General features: G+C 45.2%; 15 protein-coding genes. 6 read left to right on the forward strand and 9 right to left on the reverse strand.

Annotated features, from left to right (window positions below; genetic code table 11):
- Positions 1–48 precede the first annotated feature (48 nt).
- Genes EOV40_RS09525 through pxpB form a run of 3 tightly spaced genes read right to left on the reverse strand, consistent with a single transcriptional unit; the run spans position 49 to position 2,506 of the window.
- Positions 49–810, reverse strand: coding sequence for a LamB/YcsF family protein (locus EOV40_RS09525; protein ID WP_128105772.1), 762 nt, complete (start codon positions 808–810; stop codon positions 49–51).
- Positions 807–1,808 carry a 5-oxoprolinase subunit C family protein gene (locus EOV40_RS09530; RefSeq protein ID WP_128105773.1) on the reverse strand — a complete coding sequence of 334 codons (1,002 nt, stop codon included), beginning with the start codon at positions 1,806–1,808 and terminating at the stop codon, positions 807–809. The genes EOV40_RS09525 and EOV40_RS09530 overlap by 4 nt, the downstream gene beginning before the upstream one ends.
- Positions 1,805–2,506: a 5-oxoprolinase subunit PxpB gene (gene pxpB, locus EOV40_RS09535; RefSeq protein WP_128105774.1), complete on the reverse strand. Its 702-nt coding sequence runs from the start codon at positions 2,504–2,506 to the stop codon at positions 1,805–1,807. Before pxpB ends, EOV40_RS09530 begins: the two co-directional genes overlap by 4 nt.
- Before the next feature lie 336 nt (positions 2,507–2,842).
- Here pxpB and EOV40_RS09540 point away from each other — a divergent pair, with 336 nt between their 5' ends.
- Genes EOV40_RS09540 through EOV40_RS09555 form a run of 4 tightly spaced genes read left to right on the forward strand, consistent with a single transcriptional unit; the run spans position 2,843 to position 5,884 of the window.
- Positions 2,843–3,595 carry an SDR family oxidoreductase gene (locus tag EOV40_RS09540; protein ID WP_050818406.1) on the forward strand — a complete coding sequence of 251 codons (753 nt, stop codon included), beginning with the start codon at positions 2,843–2,845 and terminating at the stop codon, positions 3,593–3,595.
- Between the two features lie 12 nt (positions 3,596–3,607).
- A complete protein-coding gene (locus EOV40_RS09545) occupies positions 3,608–4,057 on the forward strand; it encodes an acetyl-CoA carboxylase biotin carboxyl carrier protein (protein WP_128105775.1) in 450 nt (149 codons plus the stop codon).
- The gene (gene accC / locus EOV40_RS09550; RefSeq protein ID WP_128105776.1) at positions 4,054–5,451 is read left to right on the forward strand and encodes an acetyl-CoA carboxylase biotin carboxylase subunit; all 1,398 of its coding nucleotides are present in this window, start codon (positions 4,054–4,056) and stop codon (positions 5,449–5,451) included. Before EOV40_RS09545 ends, accC begins: the two co-directional genes overlap by 4 nt.
- A gap of 25 nt (positions 5,452–5,476) precedes the next feature.
- Positions 5,477–5,884, forward strand: coding sequence for a biotin/lipoyl-containing protein (locus EOV40_RS09555; protein WP_128106239.1), 408 nt, complete (start codon positions 5,477–5,479; stop codon positions 5,882–5,884).
- A gap of 97 nt (positions 5,885–5,981) precedes the next feature.
- Here EOV40_RS09555 and EOV40_RS09560 read toward each other — a convergent pair whose 3' ends face one another.
- On the reverse strand, positions 5,982–7,184 hold the full coding sequence (locus tag EOV40_RS09560) for a pyridoxal phosphate-dependent aminotransferase (RefSeq protein ID WP_128105777.1): 1,203 nt from the start codon (positions 7,182–7,184) through the stop codon (positions 5,982–5,984).
- Between the two features lie 351 nt (positions 7,185–7,535).
- Between EOV40_RS09560 and nac the strand changes: the two genes are divergently transcribed.
- Positions 7,536–8,483 carry a nitrogen assimilation transcriptional regulator NAC gene (gene nac, locus EOV40_RS09565; protein ID WP_087651851.1) on the forward strand — a complete coding sequence of 316 codons (948 nt, stop codon included), beginning with the start codon at positions 7,536–7,538 and terminating at the stop codon, positions 8,481–8,483.
- 145 nt (positions 8,484–8,628) lie between these two features.
- Complete coding sequence (locus tag EOV40_RS09570; RefSeq protein WP_128105778.1) at positions 8,629–9,990, forward strand: amidase; 1,362 nt, start codon at positions 8,629–8,631, stop codon at positions 9,988–9,990.
- A 48-nt stretch (positions 9,991–10,038) separates the two neighbouring features.
- Here EOV40_RS09570 and EOV40_RS09575 read toward each other — a convergent pair whose 3' ends face one another.
- The 5 genes from EOV40_RS09575 to glgA all read right to left on the reverse strand — a co-directional run bounded on the left by EOV40_RS09575 (position 10,039) and on the right by glgA (position 19,284).
- The gene (locus EOV40_RS09575) at positions 10,039–10,920 is read right to left on the reverse strand and encodes an SDR family oxidoreductase (protein WP_244296875.1); all 882 of its coding nucleotides are present in this window, start codon (positions 10,918–10,920) and stop codon (positions 10,039–10,041) included.
- A 71-nt stretch (positions 10,921–10,991) separates the two neighbouring features.
- Complete coding sequence (gene treY, locus EOV40_RS09580) at positions 10,992–13,589, reverse strand: malto-oligosyltrehalose synthase (RefSeq protein ID WP_128105779.1); 2,598 nt, start codon at positions 13,587–13,589, stop codon at positions 10,992–10,994.
- Positions 13,586–15,343, reverse strand: coding sequence for a malto-oligosyltrehalose trehalohydrolase (treZ, locus tag EOV40_RS09585; RefSeq protein WP_128105780.1), 1,758 nt, complete (start codon positions 15,341–15,343; stop codon positions 13,586–13,588). The genes treY and treZ overlap by 4 nt, the downstream gene beginning before the upstream one ends.
- Positions 15,344–15,375: 32 nt before the next feature.
- A complete protein-coding gene (gene glgB / locus EOV40_RS09590) occupies positions 15,376–17,604 on the reverse strand; it encodes a 1,4-alpha-glucan branching protein GlgB (protein WP_128105781.1) in 2,229 nt (742 codons plus the stop codon).
- A gap of 51 nt (positions 17,605–17,655) precedes the next feature.
- Positions 17,656–19,284 (reverse strand): glycogen synthase GlgA, encoded by a 1,629-nt coding sequence (gene glgA, locus EOV40_RS09595; RefSeq protein ID WP_128105782.1) that lies wholly within the window; start codon positions 19,282–19,284, stop codon positions 17,656–17,658.
- Positions 19,285–19,494 lie beyond the last annotated feature (210 nt).

The following is a 19,494-nucleotide window of genomic DNA, read 5'->3' on the forward strand; positions in this document are numbered from 1 at the left end:
CCTTTTTCTTACCGTATTTTCCACTGTTATCTGCCAGATAATGGCAGCTTACTCCGTATCCGCCGCAGCAATTCTTCCGCCCATGGCATGAACCTGAGTTGCAATGGCCTCTGCTAATTTATCGGAACCCGCCGTATCACTATGCACAAGTATGGAACGTGATTTTATAGGTAATATTTTACCATCAATTGTCGTTACACTTCCTGTTTCCAAGAAGTTCTTTACACGCTCTTTAACTTTATCAAGATCATGAATCACTGCCCCTTCCTCCCCACGTGGAACCAGAGCTCCGGTGGATTGATAGGCCCGATCTGCCAGAAAAAGATATCGCACACGTAATCCTGCTTTTCTGGCAGCAAGATCGATGGGGTGCCCCTCCATAGCCAGCATAACCAGTTCAGGATCAATTTTTGCAATCACACGGGCTAAGCGGTCTGCTAAATCCTGATCAGCGTTGGCCATATTCCCAAAAGCAGCATGGTAACTTACATGCCCCACACGCATATCATGCCTTGCAGCAATCCCTTTCAGTGCGCCAATCTGATAAGCCAGCATCGCTTCCATTTCTTCTGGGCTGACCACCATATTGCGCCGACCAAACCCCATGCGATCTGGCAAACCGGGATGCGCCCCAATGCTCACTCCCTGTTCCTTGGCTGCTTTTACCACGCGATCCATAATCAGATGATCACCTGCGTGAAAACCGCACGCGATGTTTGCAGATGAAATCACCTTCATCAGCGCATCATCATTGGCAACAGTCCACCGGCCAAAGCCTTCGCCAATATCAGCGTTCAAATCAATCTTCATGATTTTTTACCGGCTTTTCCGGCATCCCTTCTGATGAGCGATTTTTTGTAAAGTGCCGCAATATCTTGAATATTGTTCAGATAGTCATCAACTTCTTGCATGGCCCGCAAGCCTTCTGCCTGATCGCATTGCTGGAACTGAATGTAACTTCCGATACGTGCCTGCGCGAGCCGCCACACATCAGCATCAATTACTGTTGCAATACGTGGGTAACCACCAGCAGTATTGGCATCTGCCATCTGCACAATAGGCTCCCCAGCAGGAGGAACTTGAATAAGACCCGGAATGACACCGTAAGAACGTAATTCCACAGGGTGCTGCAGTTTCAGCGCGCCACCTTTTAGGCGGTACCCCAAACGGTTACTTTGCGCTGTGATTTGCCATGATGCATCCCAAAAATGCTTGCGAGAGTCTTCAGAAAACAAAAGATAATCCGTTGCCGGAATAACCCGTAATGTTACGGTTTTTTCCTTTTCACAGGTTACTTTCAATGCCTGCGATGGTGGAAGCGCCCCAAAGCCATCAGGCACACACCCTCCGACACATGCAAGATGATCCCCCTGTTCCAAGGGGCGGCCATGATAGCCACCAAATCCACCTCGCAATTGCGTGCTACGGGACCCAAGAACCTCCGGCACATTAATGCCACCACATACGCAAAGATACATCCGTGCACCAACGGTAGGATGATCAATTGTTAAAACATCTCCGTCTTGGGCAGACACAACAAACCAAGGCAGGATTTTTCTTTCGCCAAGTGTGAGAGCACCTTCCCCACCTGTGACAACAAAACTAACTGCTTTGTCGAAACGAACCTTGAATGGAAATGTCTGCACCTCAATACAGGCAGCATTGGGCGCATTTTCCAACAGTGCATTGCCGCAGCGCAAAGCCAGCGGATCCATTGCTCCAGCAGTACTAACACCCAGATGGCGATACCCAAACCGCCCTACATCCTGCACACTGTTGAGCACACCTGTTTCAAGAACTGTAATCACACTTCAATACTTTCGGCATAAAAGCGGATCTGATCCCCCACAGCAAATAACGCTGGCGGATCACGCTCCGGATCAAACATCACAAGGTCTGTAAAGCCTATGGAATTCCAACCATTCGGCCCTGTCAGGGCTGATATACCTGCTTGTGGCCCGCCAATAGTGACTGTACCAGCAAGCATTTTCAAAGAAGGCACAGACTTGCGCGGTGTGGCAAGGCGTGGGTCCAACCCATGCAGATAGCCAAAGCCGGGCACGCTGCCCAAGGCACATACTGTATAAAGGGGTGCCTGATGTAGGGTAATCACATCCTGCGTAGACATACCGCAATGCTCTGCCACACGTGGCAGGTCACTCCCTAATTCCCCACCATAGCGCACGCCCACTTCAAACAAGCGGCCTTTGATATGCTTTTCTGGTAATGTTGCCCATGCCTTGCGCAACCAGCCTGCCACAGCTTCCGGGTCTTCTGGCGGAACTGAAAAAATCAGCATCAGGTTGGTTACACCCGGCATAACTTCTTCAATATCTGCCCGATCTGCACAGGCATCCATCAACGCCCAGATACGCCGCTGACAAGCCAGAGTGAATGCACCGGGCGCTTCAAACAGCATAGCCCGCGTGCCGATCATACTAATTGTTGGCGTATCCGCTGAATGCCCAAATGGAGTGTTTTCCAGCATAGAGATAGTATCTGTCATGAATGTGCGGCCTTATCACCCCAAATGTGCTTGGAAGATAAACAACACGAGCACTGAAATAAGAAAGCTACCACCAAAGACATCCTGTTTTGCGGCGTTACGTATTGTATTCGTAACGATAAAGGGAGAGAGCAAAGCCCGGCTAACATTATCTTTGTGTGGTGATATACAATAATCTTATGACCAATTCACAACTTGGACGCATTGGATAATCTTATGACGCAAGATCGAACTCATCTTGGTCAATGCATTATTTCGTCTCTAAAGTGAAATGACTTGGTGAATTCTGTTTTTATCATAAGCAGATTAATCCATATTTTATCGGGAACTTATGCCATGACAAATCAGCCCTACCGTACAGCACTTGTTACCGGCGCCTCATCTGGCATTGGCGCAGCAACCGTACGCCGCCTGCGAGAACTGGGGCTGGAAGTGCATGCTGTTGCGCGTGACAAGGCGCGTCTGGACAAGCTGGCAGAAGAAACGGGCTGCATTGTGCACGCTGCAAGTGTTGCCGATCTTGATGCCATGGCTGCTATTTTCCAAGACCATGAAATTGATATTCTTATCAACAATGCTGGCCAGTCCCGCACAGGCAACATTACCAACACCACAGAAGAAGACATTGATGGCCTGGTGGACATCAATCTGCGCGCTGTTCTGCAACTCACCCGCCTTGCCCTTCCCGGAATGATTGCACGTGACCGCGGCCATATTGTGAACATCACCTCCATTGCTGGGCATTATGCCTTTGCTGGTGGCAACACGGTTTATCATGCCACCAAGGCTGGCGTGCATTCGCTCTCTCAACAGCTCCGGTGTGATCTGTTCGGCAAGAATATTCGCGTTACAGAAGTTTCTCCTGCTCGTGTACAAACAGAAGTGTTTGGTCGCCTGATTGGGAATATGGAAGAAGCACAGCGCCGCTTCTTTGATGAATATGATTCACTGCTGCCAGAAGATTTAGCTAACTCCATTGCTTTTGCCATTACAGCACCGCAGCGCATGAATGTCAGCTTTATGGAAGTGCTGCCAACCATGCAGGTTGTGGGTGGCCTGAACTTCGCAAAGAAACCTACCAAAGCCTGATAGCTGATAACCATGGATACTCAAGCTCTTAAAGCGCTGATAGACCTGTTTGGCCGTGCTCCGCTCCGTGAGCTTGAGATTTCGGATTGCGGCCAAACTGTTAAAATCACGCGGGCAAGGCAGGTACAGGCTTCAATGCCTCCTGCTTCTTCCCTTCCGGCAGCTCCACCAGTTGCCCCCACAACATCTTTGCCCCCTATAGAAAAAGCAGAAGCCAGCCCTCCCAAAGAATTACTGGTAACTGCTCCCATGTATGGAACACTGCATCTTTCTCCTGCACCCGATGCACCGCCTTTTGTGGCTGTGGGAGACACTCTTCATGCCGGACAGCAAGTAGGTCTGATTGAAGCCATGAAAGTTTTTACACCCATCAAAACCGAGATTGCCGGACGTGTTGAAGCTATTTTAGTACCTGATGGCAGTGAAGTTGAGGCGCATCAGCCTCTGATGCGTCTATCATGAGCGCGCCGCAGCGCTTTGGGCGCGTTCTAATTGCCAACCGGGGCGAAATTGCACTCCGCATTCAACGCGCCTGTCGGCAGCTTGGGTTAGAAACTGTTGCCGTTTATTCAGAAGCTGATGCTCAAAGCCGCCATGTTCTGGAAGCCGATATTGCATTATGCATCGGCCCGGCTTCTGCCGCACGCAGTTATCTGGACGCCGCTAGCATTATTCTAGCTGCAAAAGTGACTGGAGCCACTGCCATTCATCCTGGCTATGGATTTCTCTCAGAAAATGCTGATTTTGCAGAAGCCGTTGAAAAAGCAGGAATAACCTTTATTGGCCCTACGCCTGATTCTATCCGCCTGATGGGGGATAAAATTACGGCAAAACAGACCATGCAAGCCTCTGGCGTACCCTGCGTGCCCGGATCTGATGGCCCATTACCAGAAGACGAAAATGCCATTCTGGACCTTGCCAATTCTGTGGGCTTTCCGGTTATTGTGAAGGCCTCTGGTGGTGGTGGTGGCCGCGGCATGCGGGTTGTGTGGTCTGCTGATGAACTTATCAAAGCTGTTGCCCTTACGCGCAAGGAAGCACAGCAGGCGTTTGGCAACCCAACACTGTACCTTGAACGGTTTATGCAAAAACCCAGACATATTGAAATTCAGGTTCTGTGCGATACGCATGGCACCGCCTTATGGCTGGGAGCGCGCGATTGTTCCTTACAGCGTCGTCATCAGAAAGTGCTGGAAGAAGCGCCTCCTCCGGGTATTCCATCTGAACTTATTGCAGAAATTGGTGCACGCTGTGCGCAGGCTTGCCGTAATATCGAGTACCGCGGTGCTGGCACGTTCGAATTCCTGTATGAAGACGGTATCTTTGCATTTATTGAAATGAATACGCGCCTACAGGTTGAGCACCCTATTACAGAAGAAACCACAGGCATTGATATTGTGTGTGCGCAAATTGAAATTGCGCAAGGCAAGCCGCTCATGATAGCACAAAACGCTGTTCAGACATCTGGTCATGCCATTGAGTGCAGAATTAATGCTGAAGATCCCTTTACCTTTGCACCTTCCCCCGGCCAGATCAGCCAGTGGAATCTGCCCGGTGGGGCTGGTATTCGTATAGATACGCATATTGTTGCGGGCAGTGTGGTGCAGCCATATTATGATTCCTTGATTGCCAAGGTTATTGCGCGCGGAGCAACACGAGAAGAGGCCATTCAACGCCTAAAGGTTGCCCTTTCTGAAATGCAGGTTGAAACAATAGCAACCAATATTCCGCTCCATCAGGCATTACTGTGTGACCGGGATTTTCTGAAAGGTGGGGTTGATATCCACCATTTAGAACACTGGTTGGAAAAAAGGGAAAATCCTGATGACAAAGCCTCTGTCTCTGCCGACATTTGAAAGCCTGCCCAATTCAGACGAAGTTGTGCAGATTAGCCAATGGCTACATGCAGCAGGCCTGAGTTCTCTGGAGCTTTCTAATGCACAGGGCACGCATTTCCGTATTTGTGTTGAAACGGCTGAAATGCCTACGGATGGTTCTGAGCAACACAATGCTTTGGAACCATCATCACTCAACATACAAGCGGAAACAAATGTAACTGTTACAGCCCCCTATTTTGGTCATTTGTTACTGCACAATCCTGCTACAAAGGAAGCATTAGCACCTGTTGGAAGCTCTGTTTGCACAGGTGCAATTGTTGCCATATTGGAGATAGAAGACGTTACCATACCAGTTACAGCATCCAGTAATGGTATAGTTGCAGACGTTCTCGCTAAAGAAGGTGAGTTAATTGGATACGGTCAGCCTATTCTAACGCTTCAGTCTTCTTAATTTTTATTCTTTTCTAAAACCCCAGTAAGAGAACAAAAAATAACCCCATCTCGTTAAGAAATGGGGTTATCTCAAAAGCCTTGCAGGCAAAAATCTCTTACTTCAAGCCTTCAACAAACTTTGCAATACGCTCACAACCTTCGCGCAATGTTTCTACATCTGTTGCGTAGGAAATACGGAAAAACGGGCTCATTCCGTAAGCTGTTCCCTGCACTGTTGCGACCTGCTGTTCTTCAAGCAGCCCCATGACAAAATCTGTGTCCGTAGCAATAGTTTTACCACCAGCAGAAACCTTGTTCATACATGCGCTAATATCTGCATATACGTAAAAGGCACCTTGTGGCTTGTGGCAATACACATTTGGAATGGCGTTCAGCAGATCAACTACAAGATCACGCCGTGCCTGATATTCTTGCGCACGATCTTTGAGAAAGTCCTGAGGCCCTTCCAGCGCGGCTACGGCTGCGGCCTGTGCTATTGTGTTGATACCGCTTGTTGACTGCCCTTGCATGTTATTCATAGCGGCAACCAGATTTTTGGGGCCGCCACAATATCCTACACGCCAGCCTGTCATGGCATAGGCTTTAGAAACACCGTTAACAGTAAGAACACGATCTTTTAGCCGTGGCTCAACCTGGGCAATCGTGCAGAATTCAAAACCATCATACACAAGGTGTTCGTAGATATCATCCGTCATGATCCAAACATGAGGGTGCTTGAGCAGTACGGCTGCAATAGCTTCCATATCTGCGCGGGGGCAACAGGCACCAGATGGATTATTAGGGAAATTGAGAATAACCCATTTGGTGCGTTCGGTAATCGCAGCATCCAAATCTGCTGCGTGGAGGCGGAAACCATTTTCTGCTTTGCATGGCACCTGCACCACGCTTGCCCCGGCAAGGCGTGCCTGATCAGCATAGCTAATCCAGAAAGGTGTTGGCAGAACAACTTCATCACCCGTGTTACAGGTTGCCATAATGGCATCAAAAATGATTTGCTTGCCGCCATTGGCAATCAGAATTTCATCCAGCGCATAATCCAGATTGTTTTCGCGCAAGAATTTGGTCTGCACCGCTTTTTTAAGTGCGGGCTTGCCTGATTGTGGCGGATACTTTGTATCACCGGCACGTGCGGCTTCAACCGCAGCTTCAACAACATGTGGAGGCGTAGGAAAATCCGGCTCTCCCGATGAAAGGCTGATGACCCGAATGCCCTCTGCTTTCAATGCTGTTGCTTTATCCGTCATTGCGGCTGAAGCAGAAATGGCAATTCCGTTAAGTCGATCGGCAAAACCCGGCATTACACACATACTCCGAAGATATTCTTGCGCAGGCGCGTGAGAATATTCAGTCAATTATCAATATCGAATGAATGTACGCCAAACCCACCCTTAAGAGATAGCTTTGAAAATCTTCTACCCCCATACAAGAATATTATGGAAAGTATATGAATGAAAAACATAAAAAATATTTTGTATTTTCTTATTTTATTTATAATTTTATTGAAAGTAATGTAATTTTATAGATTTGTTGAAATAAATACTCAATTATGAATGGAAGTTCCATCAAAATATTCGTTTCGAATGCTTATTGACTGACGGCATATTTTCGGTAACAATAATTTGAAATGCAGCGCATGGAGATGACTCAAATTGGACATCAGGCGACTACAGGCATTCGTAAAAATTATTGATATCGGAAGCATTTCCCGTGCTGCTGATATCCTGAACATTGCGCAGCCAGCCCTCAGCCAGCAGTTAGCCTCTCTTGAAACCGCATTTAAACAAAAGTTGCTTATCCGCAGTAAAATGGGGGTCACTCCTACAGCTGCAGGGTTGGAACTTTACCGTCACGCTCAAACCATGATCAAACAGCTTGATCGGGCCATGACAGAAGTCAGCAGTGGTGGTGGGCCTTTAGTTGGCAAAGTATCTGTTGGTCTTTCGCCATATTCCTCTGGTTCTACTTTGTCTTTGGCTCTTCTGAAAGAAGTGCGTGCCAAACTGCCTGGCATCATCCTTCATTTAACCGAAAGCTTTGATGATATTTACAGCGAAATGGTCATGACCGGTCGGTTAGATATGGCCATTATCCACGGTGCTGGGCCAATCAAAGGTGTGAATTTTACACCCTTGATGAAAGAAAATTTTTTCTTGGTTGCACCAGAAAACTCCCCTTTTGCAGAAAGGGGATCAGCACCTGTCAAACTTTCAGAACTTACTGAAGTGCCCCTATTGCTTCCTCCAGACTACAATTTTGTGCGCAAACGTATCAACACTGCTTTTGCACGCAAGCAAATAGAGCCACATATTGTTGCAGAAGTTGAAGCTCTTCTGACACTTCAGGATGCCGTTGCTGCTGGTATTGGTTTTACTATCCTGCCTTGGTCTGTTGCCAGCAAGATTATTGTTCCGGGCAAATCCCGCGTGCATGAACTCCGCAGCCCCATCATTCAGGAAGATGTTTCTCTATGCGTACCAGAAAGTATTCCTGAAACAGAGGCTGGTGTTGCCGTTAGAAATATTCTTATTGAATTGGCAAAAAGCATGGTGATGTCTCAAAATTGGCCGGGCACACAAATTATGGATGCCAATAATTAAAAATTTAACACAATCAATAATTCGGGACATATGTTCACATAAAACTGGCGTGACCTGTCTTTTGCTGTGGCTGTAAGCCAACCATGATACACTCCCACCCATTCTTGTCATGGATCAACAGCCAATAAACACGGAACTGCCCCTCATGTCCCTTCTATTCCCATCCATGCTAGATGCTGCACAGGCACTTGCGGATGGCCGTACAACGGCCCGGCAATTAGTAGAAAACGCTTTAGCCAATATTGCAGACCCACATGGAGAAGGCCCGCGTACCTTCATATCTGTGCATGCCATGGCTGCGCGCCAGCAAGCCGATGACATGGATAGATTACGATCAAAGGGACAAGCCCCATCTCCTTTAGCCGGGCTTCCTGTCTCCGTTAAAGATCTTTTTGACGAAGCTGGTTCCACCACCAAAGCCGGTTCCATGGTGCTAGCAGATGCGCCACCAGCCAGTATGGATGCGCCAGCTATTCAGCGGCTTAAGCAGGCCGGGCTAATTAGTGTTGGCAGAACAACCATGACCGAATTTGCTTTTTCCGGCATTGGCATAAACCCTCACTTTGGCACCCCAGCCAATCCGTGGCACAGAAATGAAAAACGCATTCCCGGCGGTTCTTCTTCTGGAGCGGCCATTTCAGTCTCGGACAACATGGCTCTTGTCGGTATTGGCAGTGATACGGGGGGGTCCTGCCGTATCCCTGCGGCACTTACTGGCCTTGTTGGTTTCAAACCTACAGCACGCCGTATCTCTACCCAAGGCACTGTGCCCCTTTCTTTCACGTTAGATTCCATTGGCAGCATTGGTCGTACCGTAAAGTGCTGCTGGGCTGCAGATAGCCTTATGGCAACAGGAACACTCCGCATACAAGATGCCCCAACCGGACGGGAGGGGAACACGCTCCGCTTAGGTATTCTTGGCACTTCCGTTATGGAAGATATGGACAAGACAGTAGCCCAGACATGGGAGGAGAGTTTGCGCAAGCTCTCCGGTAACGGCGTTGTACTGGAAACATTTACATGCCCTCCCCTTAAAGAAATTCCTAAGGCCAACAGTAAGGGAGGTTTTCCCGCAGCTGAATCTCTCACATGGCATCAATCTTTGCTAAAAACGCACCGTAGCTTTTATGATCCTTTTGTATTGCAGCGCATTCTAAGAGGTTATGAGCAAAACGCCGTAGATTATATTTCTTTGCAGCAAAGCAGAGCCAGACTTATCCGGCAGGCAGCCGATATTATGAACCATTATGACGCTGTTATTTTACCAACTGTGCCCATTATCGCGCCCAAAATCAGCGATATGAATGACAATGCCCATTACATCGCAACTAATCTGCTTTTGCTGCGCAACACCACTATAGCCAATTTTCTTGATCTTTGTGCTATCAGTCTTCCATGCCATCGTGCGGGTGAGGCTCCCGTAGGACTGATGGTTATGGGCCGCCATGCAGAAGATCGTACCCTTTTCCATATTGCTGCGCAGATTGAACATATGCTGTCAGATTAAACTTCATACGCCTGCACCTATTGGCCACCCTGCTTTCCGAAGGCTGTATCAGGCTGGGGTTCCCGGCCTGATATCGTAAGCCTTTTGCACTAGGTCGGACCGTTTCCCAAGTCCATCAGTCACTTTCTGTTTCCATACAGCATCCAGAAGTTCTTTCTGCTGGCTGATAATTTCCTTGGGTTCAACATTGCGATAATTATCAATTTCCCCTGTCAGAACGCCAATTGTCGTTTCAAAAACAGGTTCGGGATCATACTGTTCATGCGGAAATGCAATATTTTCATAGTCGAATAAACGTTGTGTAGGATCATCGACCCAACTTTGCCAACTATCGAACATACGGTCATTAAAGCCAGTAAGGAATGGTCCAGGGTTTACCGTGGCAACTTCGATACCAAACTCCTTGACTTCCTGACTTAGAGCAGATGCAATTGCCTCAATAGCATGTTTGGAAGAGGAATATGCGCCGGAAAACGGATCTGTCGTTAAACCAGCTACAGATGACATAAAAACAATCCGGCCTTTCTTGTTCTTTACCATTTTCTTCAGTAACAACTGCGTAAGTATAACTGGACCGATGACGTTGACTTCATACTGACGGCGCAAATTTTCGGCTGGAATATCTGCAATTGCACCCCCTTCAGAAATACCTGCATTATTCAGCAAAATATCAACATCCCATTTAGCTGCCTTCAAACGGTCCCCCTCACACGTCACATCCAGTTTCTCAACACATAAGTTGACACCACGTTTTTTTGCCTCTTCAGACAAAGAATGAACTTGTGCTGCAATTTCCACTCCAGCAATCACATTAAAACCTTTGGCGGCCAGTCGAAGTGCAACTTCGTGACCAAAACCTGTGCCTGCACCAGTTATGAGTATTGTCGCCACAACTTTTTCCTCTTCGTCATTCAGATAGAGATCAAACAACGTGTGGTCTGGCGTATATGTTCCCAATCTGCCTTTTGATCTTTAATCCGCATCCTGCTTTATACACCAGATCATGTAACATGATGCGCAATAAGAACATCAAACGGCAACGCACCATAAAAATAGCCAAGATTATCAAAGTCTTTATTTTTACAGGATTTATTCCATAAAATGCTTTTCCATTCTGCACTTTTCCAATCATCATGTAAAAAAATCTTAGTCTTTTTCCATCCTTCATGACAGCTTTGTAAACTCTCATTAATTTTAAGTGAAAAATTAAACCGTGACGTGATAACAATTATTTTTATATCTTTAGTAAATCTCTGAAATACCACAACATTATCTAACAAATCACCTTCTACCAAAATTTCTTTATACAAACCGTTTATAAATAATTGTGGATAATTTTTTCTTAATATCAAAAGTTTTCGGATTATTTCTTGTTTAATCCTCCCATCACGCCAACTTGTTGCTAATGCTGAAAGATTTTCTTCTCTCCCTAAACTTTTTTGTAATTTTAGATAATTCACAGGCCTTCTATTATCGGGATCTACAAGACTAAAATCCCATTCCTCACGCCCTTGATACAGGTCAGGAACGCCAGGAACCGTATAACGAAGAATAACCTGGGTAAGACTATTAATAGCTGCAGAAGGAGAAATATTATTTATGAATGTGGCAAGATCTTTGACAAATGATGTATATAAAAGCTGCACCATAAAATTTTGGCATGTTTTTTCATATGCCAAATCGGGATTATCCCAACTAGTGCATAAGCCTGCTTCTCTCAAAGCTTTGGTTAAATAAGATTGGAGTCTTTGAGAAAAATTAGAAAAATCTTCATTATTTAATGGCCAGGCAGAAATAAGGGTTTGGTATATAAAAATTTGATCTGCTTTAGAAATATATGGATTTTCTGCAAACCAGCGCATGACAGTTTCAGGCCATTTCACCTCAGGCTCACTTAAAACCATAAGGCGAGCCCTGCCATCCTCTCCTCGTTTATGGTCATGCGTCGCCGTACAAAGCAATGCCTCTGGATATGATGTAAAACGTGACATATTGGCTTGATGAAATGCTTCTATATTTTTTGAAAAAAGGGCAGGATCTGTCCCAACTTCGTTCCGAGACAATAAACATGCATAACGATAGAATGCGGTATCTTCCCCAGCCTTTGCTGCCAAAGGAGCTGTGAGATTAACAAATAAATTTTCAGGGGCTTTTCTATTCAATGTTTGATAAATTGCCTGGCTTAAAATCTGCTCAATCTTATTCAATAATGGAAGATGATAAGAAGGTAACCCTTTACGTGCTTCATTACAGGCCTTTCGTAAGTATGGAAGGCTATGTTTGCTGATAGTATTTCCTGAAAAATAAATACGATATATAGGAAATGACAGTAGAATATTGCGCAGCACAGTTTCTATAGAATGCGTTGTTATATTCTGTTCTAACGGAAAAAATTTTACAAAAGATGATATCAAATCATGAAACATTTTATAAAATGAAGAATTCAGTTTTTCATTCCGCGCTAAATCCTGCACTTTTTTATAGGGGAAACTCCCACATTGTTCCCATACGAAATCTAACTTTTTCTCTCCTTTTGGAGAATGCAAAAGAAGAGAAATTTGCTCAAGAAAATCATAACCTGTGGTGCCAGAAACCTGCCATTTTTTTGGGAGAGATTCCTTATCAGCTAAAATTTTTTCTATAAAAATAATAGGATCATTACGTAAAAACTCTGGTCTTTTTTGTTTTAGTTGTTCCAGTTTTTTTCTTAAATTCCGACAGTATTCATCTGGTTGTAACAAACCATCTATATGATCAATTCGAAACCCATCAATCAAACCTCGTTGATATAAATCAAATAAATATGCATGAGTATTATTAAAAACGTATGACTGTTCCATACGAAGTGCAATAAGTGATGTTACATCAAAAAAACGACGCCAATTTACTAAATCACCAGCATTACGCCACCAAACCAATCGATAATGTTGCTTTTGAAGCAACATCGAAAGGTTTTGCCTTCCTTCTGACGTTTCAGAAGAAAAAAAATCTATCAAATGTTTTCTTGAAACAGAGGTAAGACTCTCTTCATTTTTATACTCAGCAAAACCTTCTACCCATTTCATACTTTCTAAGGCTACTGGAAAAATTCTGTCTTCATAAACAAAGACAAAAGACCTTTCTTCATCCATATATAAAAAACGAATTTTCTTTTCTCTAATGATATCACTTAAAGGTTTCTCAAGAAATGGAAGGATAATATGGTGCGCCTCATCTACCTGAGATACATCCCAATCGATATCAAAGAAAGCTGCATATTTACTACTATATCCATATTTCAAAACATCCTGCCACCATACGTTAAGATGGTGTGTGGACATATGATTAGGTACAATATCAAGAATAAGGCCCATATTATGGGCACGTAGTGCATCTACCAAAGCTTGTAGCCCAGCTTCTCCACCTTTTTCTGGGTCTATATAATCCCAACTAATTGTATCATATCCGTGCATTGAACCTGGTACTGCTGCCAATAGTGGGGATGCGTAAATATGGCTAATGCCAAGGTTTTCAAGATACGGCACAAGTTGCACGGCATCATACAAAGTATAATCTTTATGAAATTGCAGTCGATAAGTTGCACGTAATGATCTGTTCATGACCTGCTTTCCATACTGGCCACAAAACTGAATGCCGGCAATGTTCCTGCTTCTCTTGTATCTGGAATGGCGAACAAAACACCATGCGGCTCAGTAATTTTATAATTTTCATCAGAAATATTTATAAAAATAGTAAGTAATTTTTTATCTCTCAAATACCAATGAGCACAAATAGCACCCAATCCTAGTATTTTTACTCCTGCACTCTGCACATAATGCAGATAAGGAATAATCCATTTTTTACGCAGTTCGAGTAAGTGATGTGTAACGGCCAACCATTCCTTTCCCCAATCTGTATCCCGCAAACTTCTATCAGGTCTAGACGCTTCAAAAGTGCTTAATGCATTCGGATCTGGAATACGTTTACGCTCTTCCTCGTTTTGAAATGTAGAAAATTGAGAGAATTCCTTTTGCCGCCCTTCTTGGATCTGCTCAGCCAAGTCACCATGGAAATCACAGAAAAAATAAAACGGTGTGATACACCCCCACTCTTCTCCCATAAAAATCATGGGAATCATTGGGCTTAAAAGGAGCAAAGCATAGGCTGCCTTCACAGCTTTTGGATTTGCCAGCGCTAACAATCTCTCCCCAAATGCGCGATTGCCTGTTTGATCATGATTTTGCAAAAATAAAATAAACTTTGTTGCAGGCAGATCCCCACTAGGCATTCCTCGCCTTTTGCCAGAATAAGGGTTGAATTGCCCTTGATAAACAAAACCTTCTGCTAAAACACGCGCTAAATCCTGCGTTGGGTTTTTAGAAAACATTTTGTAATATCCTTCATGTTCTCCCGTCAGAAGAACATGCAAGGCATTATGGCCGTCATCATTCCATTGAGCCGTAAAACCATTTCTTAGCAGACCTGCATCATTATTTTCGTTTTCAAGGATCAAATGCACATGTCGGCCCGGTTCAATCGTGGTCTGGACCCGTTTCTGCAAAGCTTCAAACCATGTATGGTCAGAAATGGCAGATGCTGCATCAATCCGTACACCATCGAACCGATATTCCATAATCCAGTATATTACATTTTCTATAAAATAATCTCTCACTTCAGGTTTGCTAAAATGAATACCTACACCCCATGTAGAGTGCTGATCATGATCGAAAAAATCATCAGGATATTCAGGTAAAAAATTTCCCTCGGGTCCAAAATGATTGTAAACAACATCAAGGATAACCATAATTCCACGCATGTGGGCTGCATCAATCAGATGCTTCAATTCATCTGGCCGACCATAAGAAACTGCTGGAGCATACGGTAAAACACCATCATATCCCCAGTTTCTAGTCCCCCCAAAGCTATTTATCGGCATAAGTTCAATAACTGTAATGCCAAGCGCTGCCAATTCATCTAGCTGTTGGCATATGCTGCCATAGCCACCCAGCAAACCTGCATGCAGTTCATAAATAACAGCTTCATGCCAAGACCTACCCTGCCATTCTGGGCACTGCCATTGATAATGTTCTGGATCTATAACTTCACTTGCACCAAGCACGCCATCTGGCTGACTACGGCTTGCGGGGTCCGGCACGCACAGACCACCAGAAATACAAAAACGATAACGTGCCCCTGCACCACAAGGAACCATAAGGCTGAAATGCCCAAGGCCATTAGAATGCATTTTTTGATCTTGCATACCTTCTATATGTAAAAAGACATTTTCACTTGAAGGTGCCCAAAGAGTGAAAAAGGTTTGTTCTTTTTCCAACAGTTCCGCACCAAAACTTTTTCTAAAAAGAAACGTGCGCATGGTCAGGAACCTTTCAAGCAAGCATAACGTGCCTAGATAGCAACCGGACTAAAATATAAAACAGAAAGAGGTGGGAGCGTTGCCTCTAGAGAACAACACATTCCATGAGCCGGCACATCCTGCGCATACAGGCCCCCAGCGTTGCCAACATTAGAGCCACCAAAACATGCAGCATCAGTATTGAGGATTTCGTGCCAATATCCACCATGCGGCACTCCCACCCTATAATTATGGCGAGGCACAGGGGTCATATTACAGACAACCAACACTGGTGCTGCATCTGGCGCATAACGCAACCATGCAAAAACACAATTTTGCGTATCGTTTGCAATCACCCATTGAAAACCCTGAGGGCTATAATCATCCGCATATAAAGCCGGATAAGCACGATAAAGGCGATTGAGAGTGGCAACGGTATCATGCATCCCCTTTCCAGATGCCTCTACCAGCCTGTGCCAGGCTATTTGGCCATCATGGTTCCATTCCTCCCATTGGGCCAACTCCCCCCCCATAAAAAGTAGCTGCTTACCGGAATACGCCCACATAAGCCCATAAAGGCACCGTAGGTTTGCATGCTTCTGCCAAGCATCCCCCGGCATGCGCGACAAAAGAGAACCTTTGCCGTGCACAACTTCATCATGAGAAAGAGGTAAAATAAACCGTTCGGAATAGGCATAAATCATGCCAAACGTCAGATCATGCGCATGATAACCACGCCAGAGCGGATCTCGCTGCATATAACGCAAAGTGTCATGCAGCCAGCCCATATTCCATTTAAAATGGAACCCTAATCCGCCTGCCTCAGCAGACATGGTTACGCCCGGCCACGCAGTAGACTCTTCAGCTATCAGCATAACGTCATCATGCGTATCTCGGATAAGTGCAGAAAATTCGTGAAAAAACGAGACAGCCTCAAGATTTTCACGCCCACCATAAATATTAGGCTTCCATTCCCCATCCTTACGGCTGTAGTCACGATACAACATGGATGCAACGGCATCGACCCGCAGACCATCAATATGAAAATGCTTCAGCCAGTACAAGGCACTTCCCAGTAAAAAGCCCCTCACCTCGTTCCGGCCAAAATTATAGATAAGTGTGTGCCAGTCCTGATGAAATCCCTCTTGTGGATCAGCATGTTCGTAAAGATGTGTACCGTCAAAACAGGCAAGTCCATGCGGATCAGAAGGAAAATGAGCCGGCACCCAATCCATAATTACCCCGATACCAGCCTGATGGCACCGATCTACAAATGCAGCAAACTCAGAGGGCTCACCATGCCGAGCTGTTGGTGCATACATACTGACAGGCTGATATCCCCAGGATCCAGAAAAAGGATATTCTGTAATTGGAAGTAACTCTATATGCGTAAATCCCAATTCCTGAATATAGGGAATAAGTACATCAGCCAAACTGCTCCAAGATATAAACCCTTGGCCATTTTCTGACAGTCTCCAAGAAGGTGCATGAATTTCATAAATAGATAGCGGAGCATTAACTTTATGCCGTTTATGCCTTTGCTCCATCCATTCCGTATCATGCCATTCATAATTCTGTGGGGCTGCAACGCGCGATGCTGTAGCTGGAGGCTTTTCCGTAAAACGCGCATAAGGATCTGCCTTTGCTGGTAAAACTTTGCCTTTAGAAGAAAGAATTTCATATTTATAGCGTTCACTTGCCATAAGGCCGGGAACAAACAGCTCCCATACTCCTGCTCCATGGCGTAACCGCATAGGGTGGCGTCTACCATCCCAGATGTTGAAATCTCCAATAACAGAAACCCTACTGGCATTAGGCGCCCAAACCGTAAAGCGCACACCTTTTACACCATTAATCTCGATACAATGTGCCCCCATAATCTCATCAGGAGAGTGATGGTGTCCCTCTGAAAATAAATGTAGGTCTAAATCTCCTAATAATTTACCAAAACTGTAAGGATCAACAACATCTTGCCAACTATCCGCCCACTTCACCCTTACAAAATAACTTTGGCTACGTTTGGGAATCGTAACACTATAAACGCCATGAGGATGAATACGCTGCATTTGTCGCTCAACGATAGAGCCGTCCGATGAGGTAATAATGACCCGAACCTCAAAAGCATCCGGGAAAAATACGCGCACAATATCCCCTCGCCCATCAGGATGCCGCCCCAATACAGCAAAAGGATTAGAGCAGTTTCCGACAACAAGCTCTTCTATGTGCTTTTGAAGCGCCAAATCTGCCGTTTTACGATTTTTAGATACAGAGCGAGCAGGCATCGCAATACACACCGTTTTTTTATTACTGCAAAATAATTCTGTTCTGCTTAATCAAGCATATGTTCCTGTGCTCTTCAGGCTTTCACTTTTTTGTCCACCAAGCGGCATACGGGCTGGCTGTATTCTGCGCAGAGCCCGGAACGAGCGCTGTAAAATATCGCCTCGGCGAGGCGCAATTTCGGCGTAAGTATTATGATGTAATGGGGAGTGACCAGCTAACTCTCTAAATAATTGGGCATATTCTGCCGCTTTCCCTTCCCATGAGACATCATGCAATGCACCATTACGCTGCAAACGTGCCCAAACAGATTTTTGCTGAAACAAAGCATATGCTCGCCTAATAGCTACCAAAAGTGTTTCACTATTAGTTGGAGCGAATAAAACACCGTTCGCAACACCTTCTGCTATCGCAGCTGAATTTGCATCCACAATGGTATCTGATAACCCGCCAACACGCGCGGCAATTGGCACAGATCCATAACGCAGCGCATGTAGTTGGGTGAGACCGCACGGCTCAAACCTGGATGGGATAAGAGAAGCGTCAACAGCAGAATGCAATTTATGACCAAGAGTTTCGCTATAATGCAAATGACATGCTAATTGATGTGGATAACGACTTTGCAGTTCCGCAAGAGATCGCATAATTTCCCGATCTCCCACACCTACAATAATAAGTTGTATATTCCATTCAAACAGACGCGGTACAATTTCGGCCAGAATATCCACACCTTTTTGTGTGGTTAAACGGCTAACAAGCCCTAAAAGAAAGGTTTCTGTCGTTTGCGGCAATCCAAATTCAGCTTGTAATACTCTTTTATTTGCACGGCGCCCAATGATATCCCCAACTGCATATGGAAATGTTACGGCAGGATCTGTCATAGGATCCCACTCCGAAAGATCTAGGCCATTGAGAATGCCATTCAACGCAGCCGACCGGGTACGAAGCAAACCATCAAGACCCATACCATGTTCTGGTGTTTGAATCTCTTCTGCGTATGTAGGAGATACCGCTGTTAAGCGATTTGCAAAAAAGAGTGCTCCCTTCAAAAAACTTATCTGCCCATGATACTCCAAACCTTCCAAGGCAAATGCATGCGGTGGCAACCCGAATTCTTCAAGTTTATTACGGGGGAAAATGCCCTGAAACGCCAAATTATGAATAACATGTACAACAGGCGGAGCTTCTACGGCATCATAATGCAGATAAGCTGCAACTAATGCGGAATGCCAATCGTGAGTTTGCACGACTGCAGGCCGCCAATGTTCCAGATATCCTTGCGCAATAAATGCGCCAATACGTGCCAGAACCGCATAACGTATGCCATTATCTGGCCAGTCCTGGCCTGTTGGGCTGCCATAAGGGTTTCCCGCTCGATTATATAAAGCGGGCACATCAGCTACAAATAATGCACGATTCTTTGTCACGCCTTCCCAAATAGTAACAGCATATCCCAATACATTATCAAATTGCTTAACAATTTGTCGCCCTTCCAAAGCATCCATTACGGAAGGATAGCCAGGCAATAATGTATGCGTTTTTATTCCATATGTACGTAAAGCACCGGGTAAAGAGCCGACAACATCCCCTAAACCACCAGTTTTTATTAACGGATACATTTCTGACGCAACGGAAAGAACGTTCAGATTGGTTGGTAGCATTTCAACGGATGTCTGCGTCATGTCTCATCCCTTTTTGTATATCTTGAATGGAATATTTCGCCCTGACAGGTATGACGCAGCTATCAGTAGCTATGACATATAGAACGTTGCCCCTCCTAAAATGTCCCTCACACACGATTATGTTACTGAATTTTCGCAATGACCACGCGTTACGGACTTATGCTGTGCCATGTTTTCGCCAAGGGGTGAAAAATGAATGAGGACACTGCC

Source organism: Acetobacter oryzoeni, from assembly GCF_004014775.2.
Lineage (GTDB): Bacteria > Pseudomonadota > Alphaproteobacteria > Acetobacterales > Acetobacteraceae > Acetobacter > Acetobacter oryzoeni.

What these genes read in the sequence shown, in the direction of transcription:
- glgB (WP_128105781.1), bottom strand. Translation starts at nt 17,604, where the DNA reads ATGCCTGCTCGCTCTGTATCTAAAAATCGTAAAACGGCAGATTTGGCG.
- glgA (WP_128105782.1), bottom strand. Translation starts at nt 19,284, where the DNA reads ATGACGCAGACATCCGTTGAAATGCTACCAACCAATCTGAACGTTCTT.
- EOV40_RS09525 (WP_128105772.1), bottom strand. Translation starts at nt 810, where the DNA reads ATGAAGATTGATTTGAACGCTGATATTGGCGAAGGCTTTGGCCGGTGG.
- pxpB (WP_128105774.1), bottom strand. Translation starts at nt 2,506, where the DNA reads ATGACAGATACTATCTCTATGCTGGAAAACACTCCATTTGGGCATTCA.
- EOV40_RS09545 (WP_128105775.1), top strand. Translation starts at nt 3,608, where the DNA reads ATGGATACTCAAGCTCTTAAAGCGCTGATAGACCTGTTTGGCCGTGCT.
- EOV40_RS09540 (WP_050818406.1), top strand. Translation starts at nt 2,843, where the DNA reads ATGACAAATCAGCCCTACCGTACAGCACTTGTTACCGGCGCCTCATCT.
- treY (WP_128105779.1), bottom strand. Translation starts at nt 13,589, where the DNA reads ATGAACAGATCATTACGTGCAACTTATCGACTGCAATTTCATAAAGAT.
- treZ (WP_128105780.1), bottom strand. Translation starts at nt 15,343, where the DNA reads ATGCGCACGTTTCTTTTTAGAAAAAGTTTTGGTGCGGAACTGTTGGAA.
- EOV40_RS09560 (WP_128105777.1), bottom strand. Translation starts at nt 7,184, where the DNA reads ATGCCGGGTTTTGCCGATCGACTTAACGGAATTGCCATTTCTGCTTCA.
- EOV40_RS09570 (WP_128105778.1), top strand. Translation starts at nt 8,629, where the DNA reads ATGTCCCTTCTATTCCCATCCATGCTAGATGCTGCACAGGCACTTGCG.
- accC (WP_128105776.1), top strand. Translation starts at nt 4,054, where the DNA reads ATGAGCGCGCCGCAGCGCTTTGGGCGCGTTCTAATTGCCAACCGGGGC.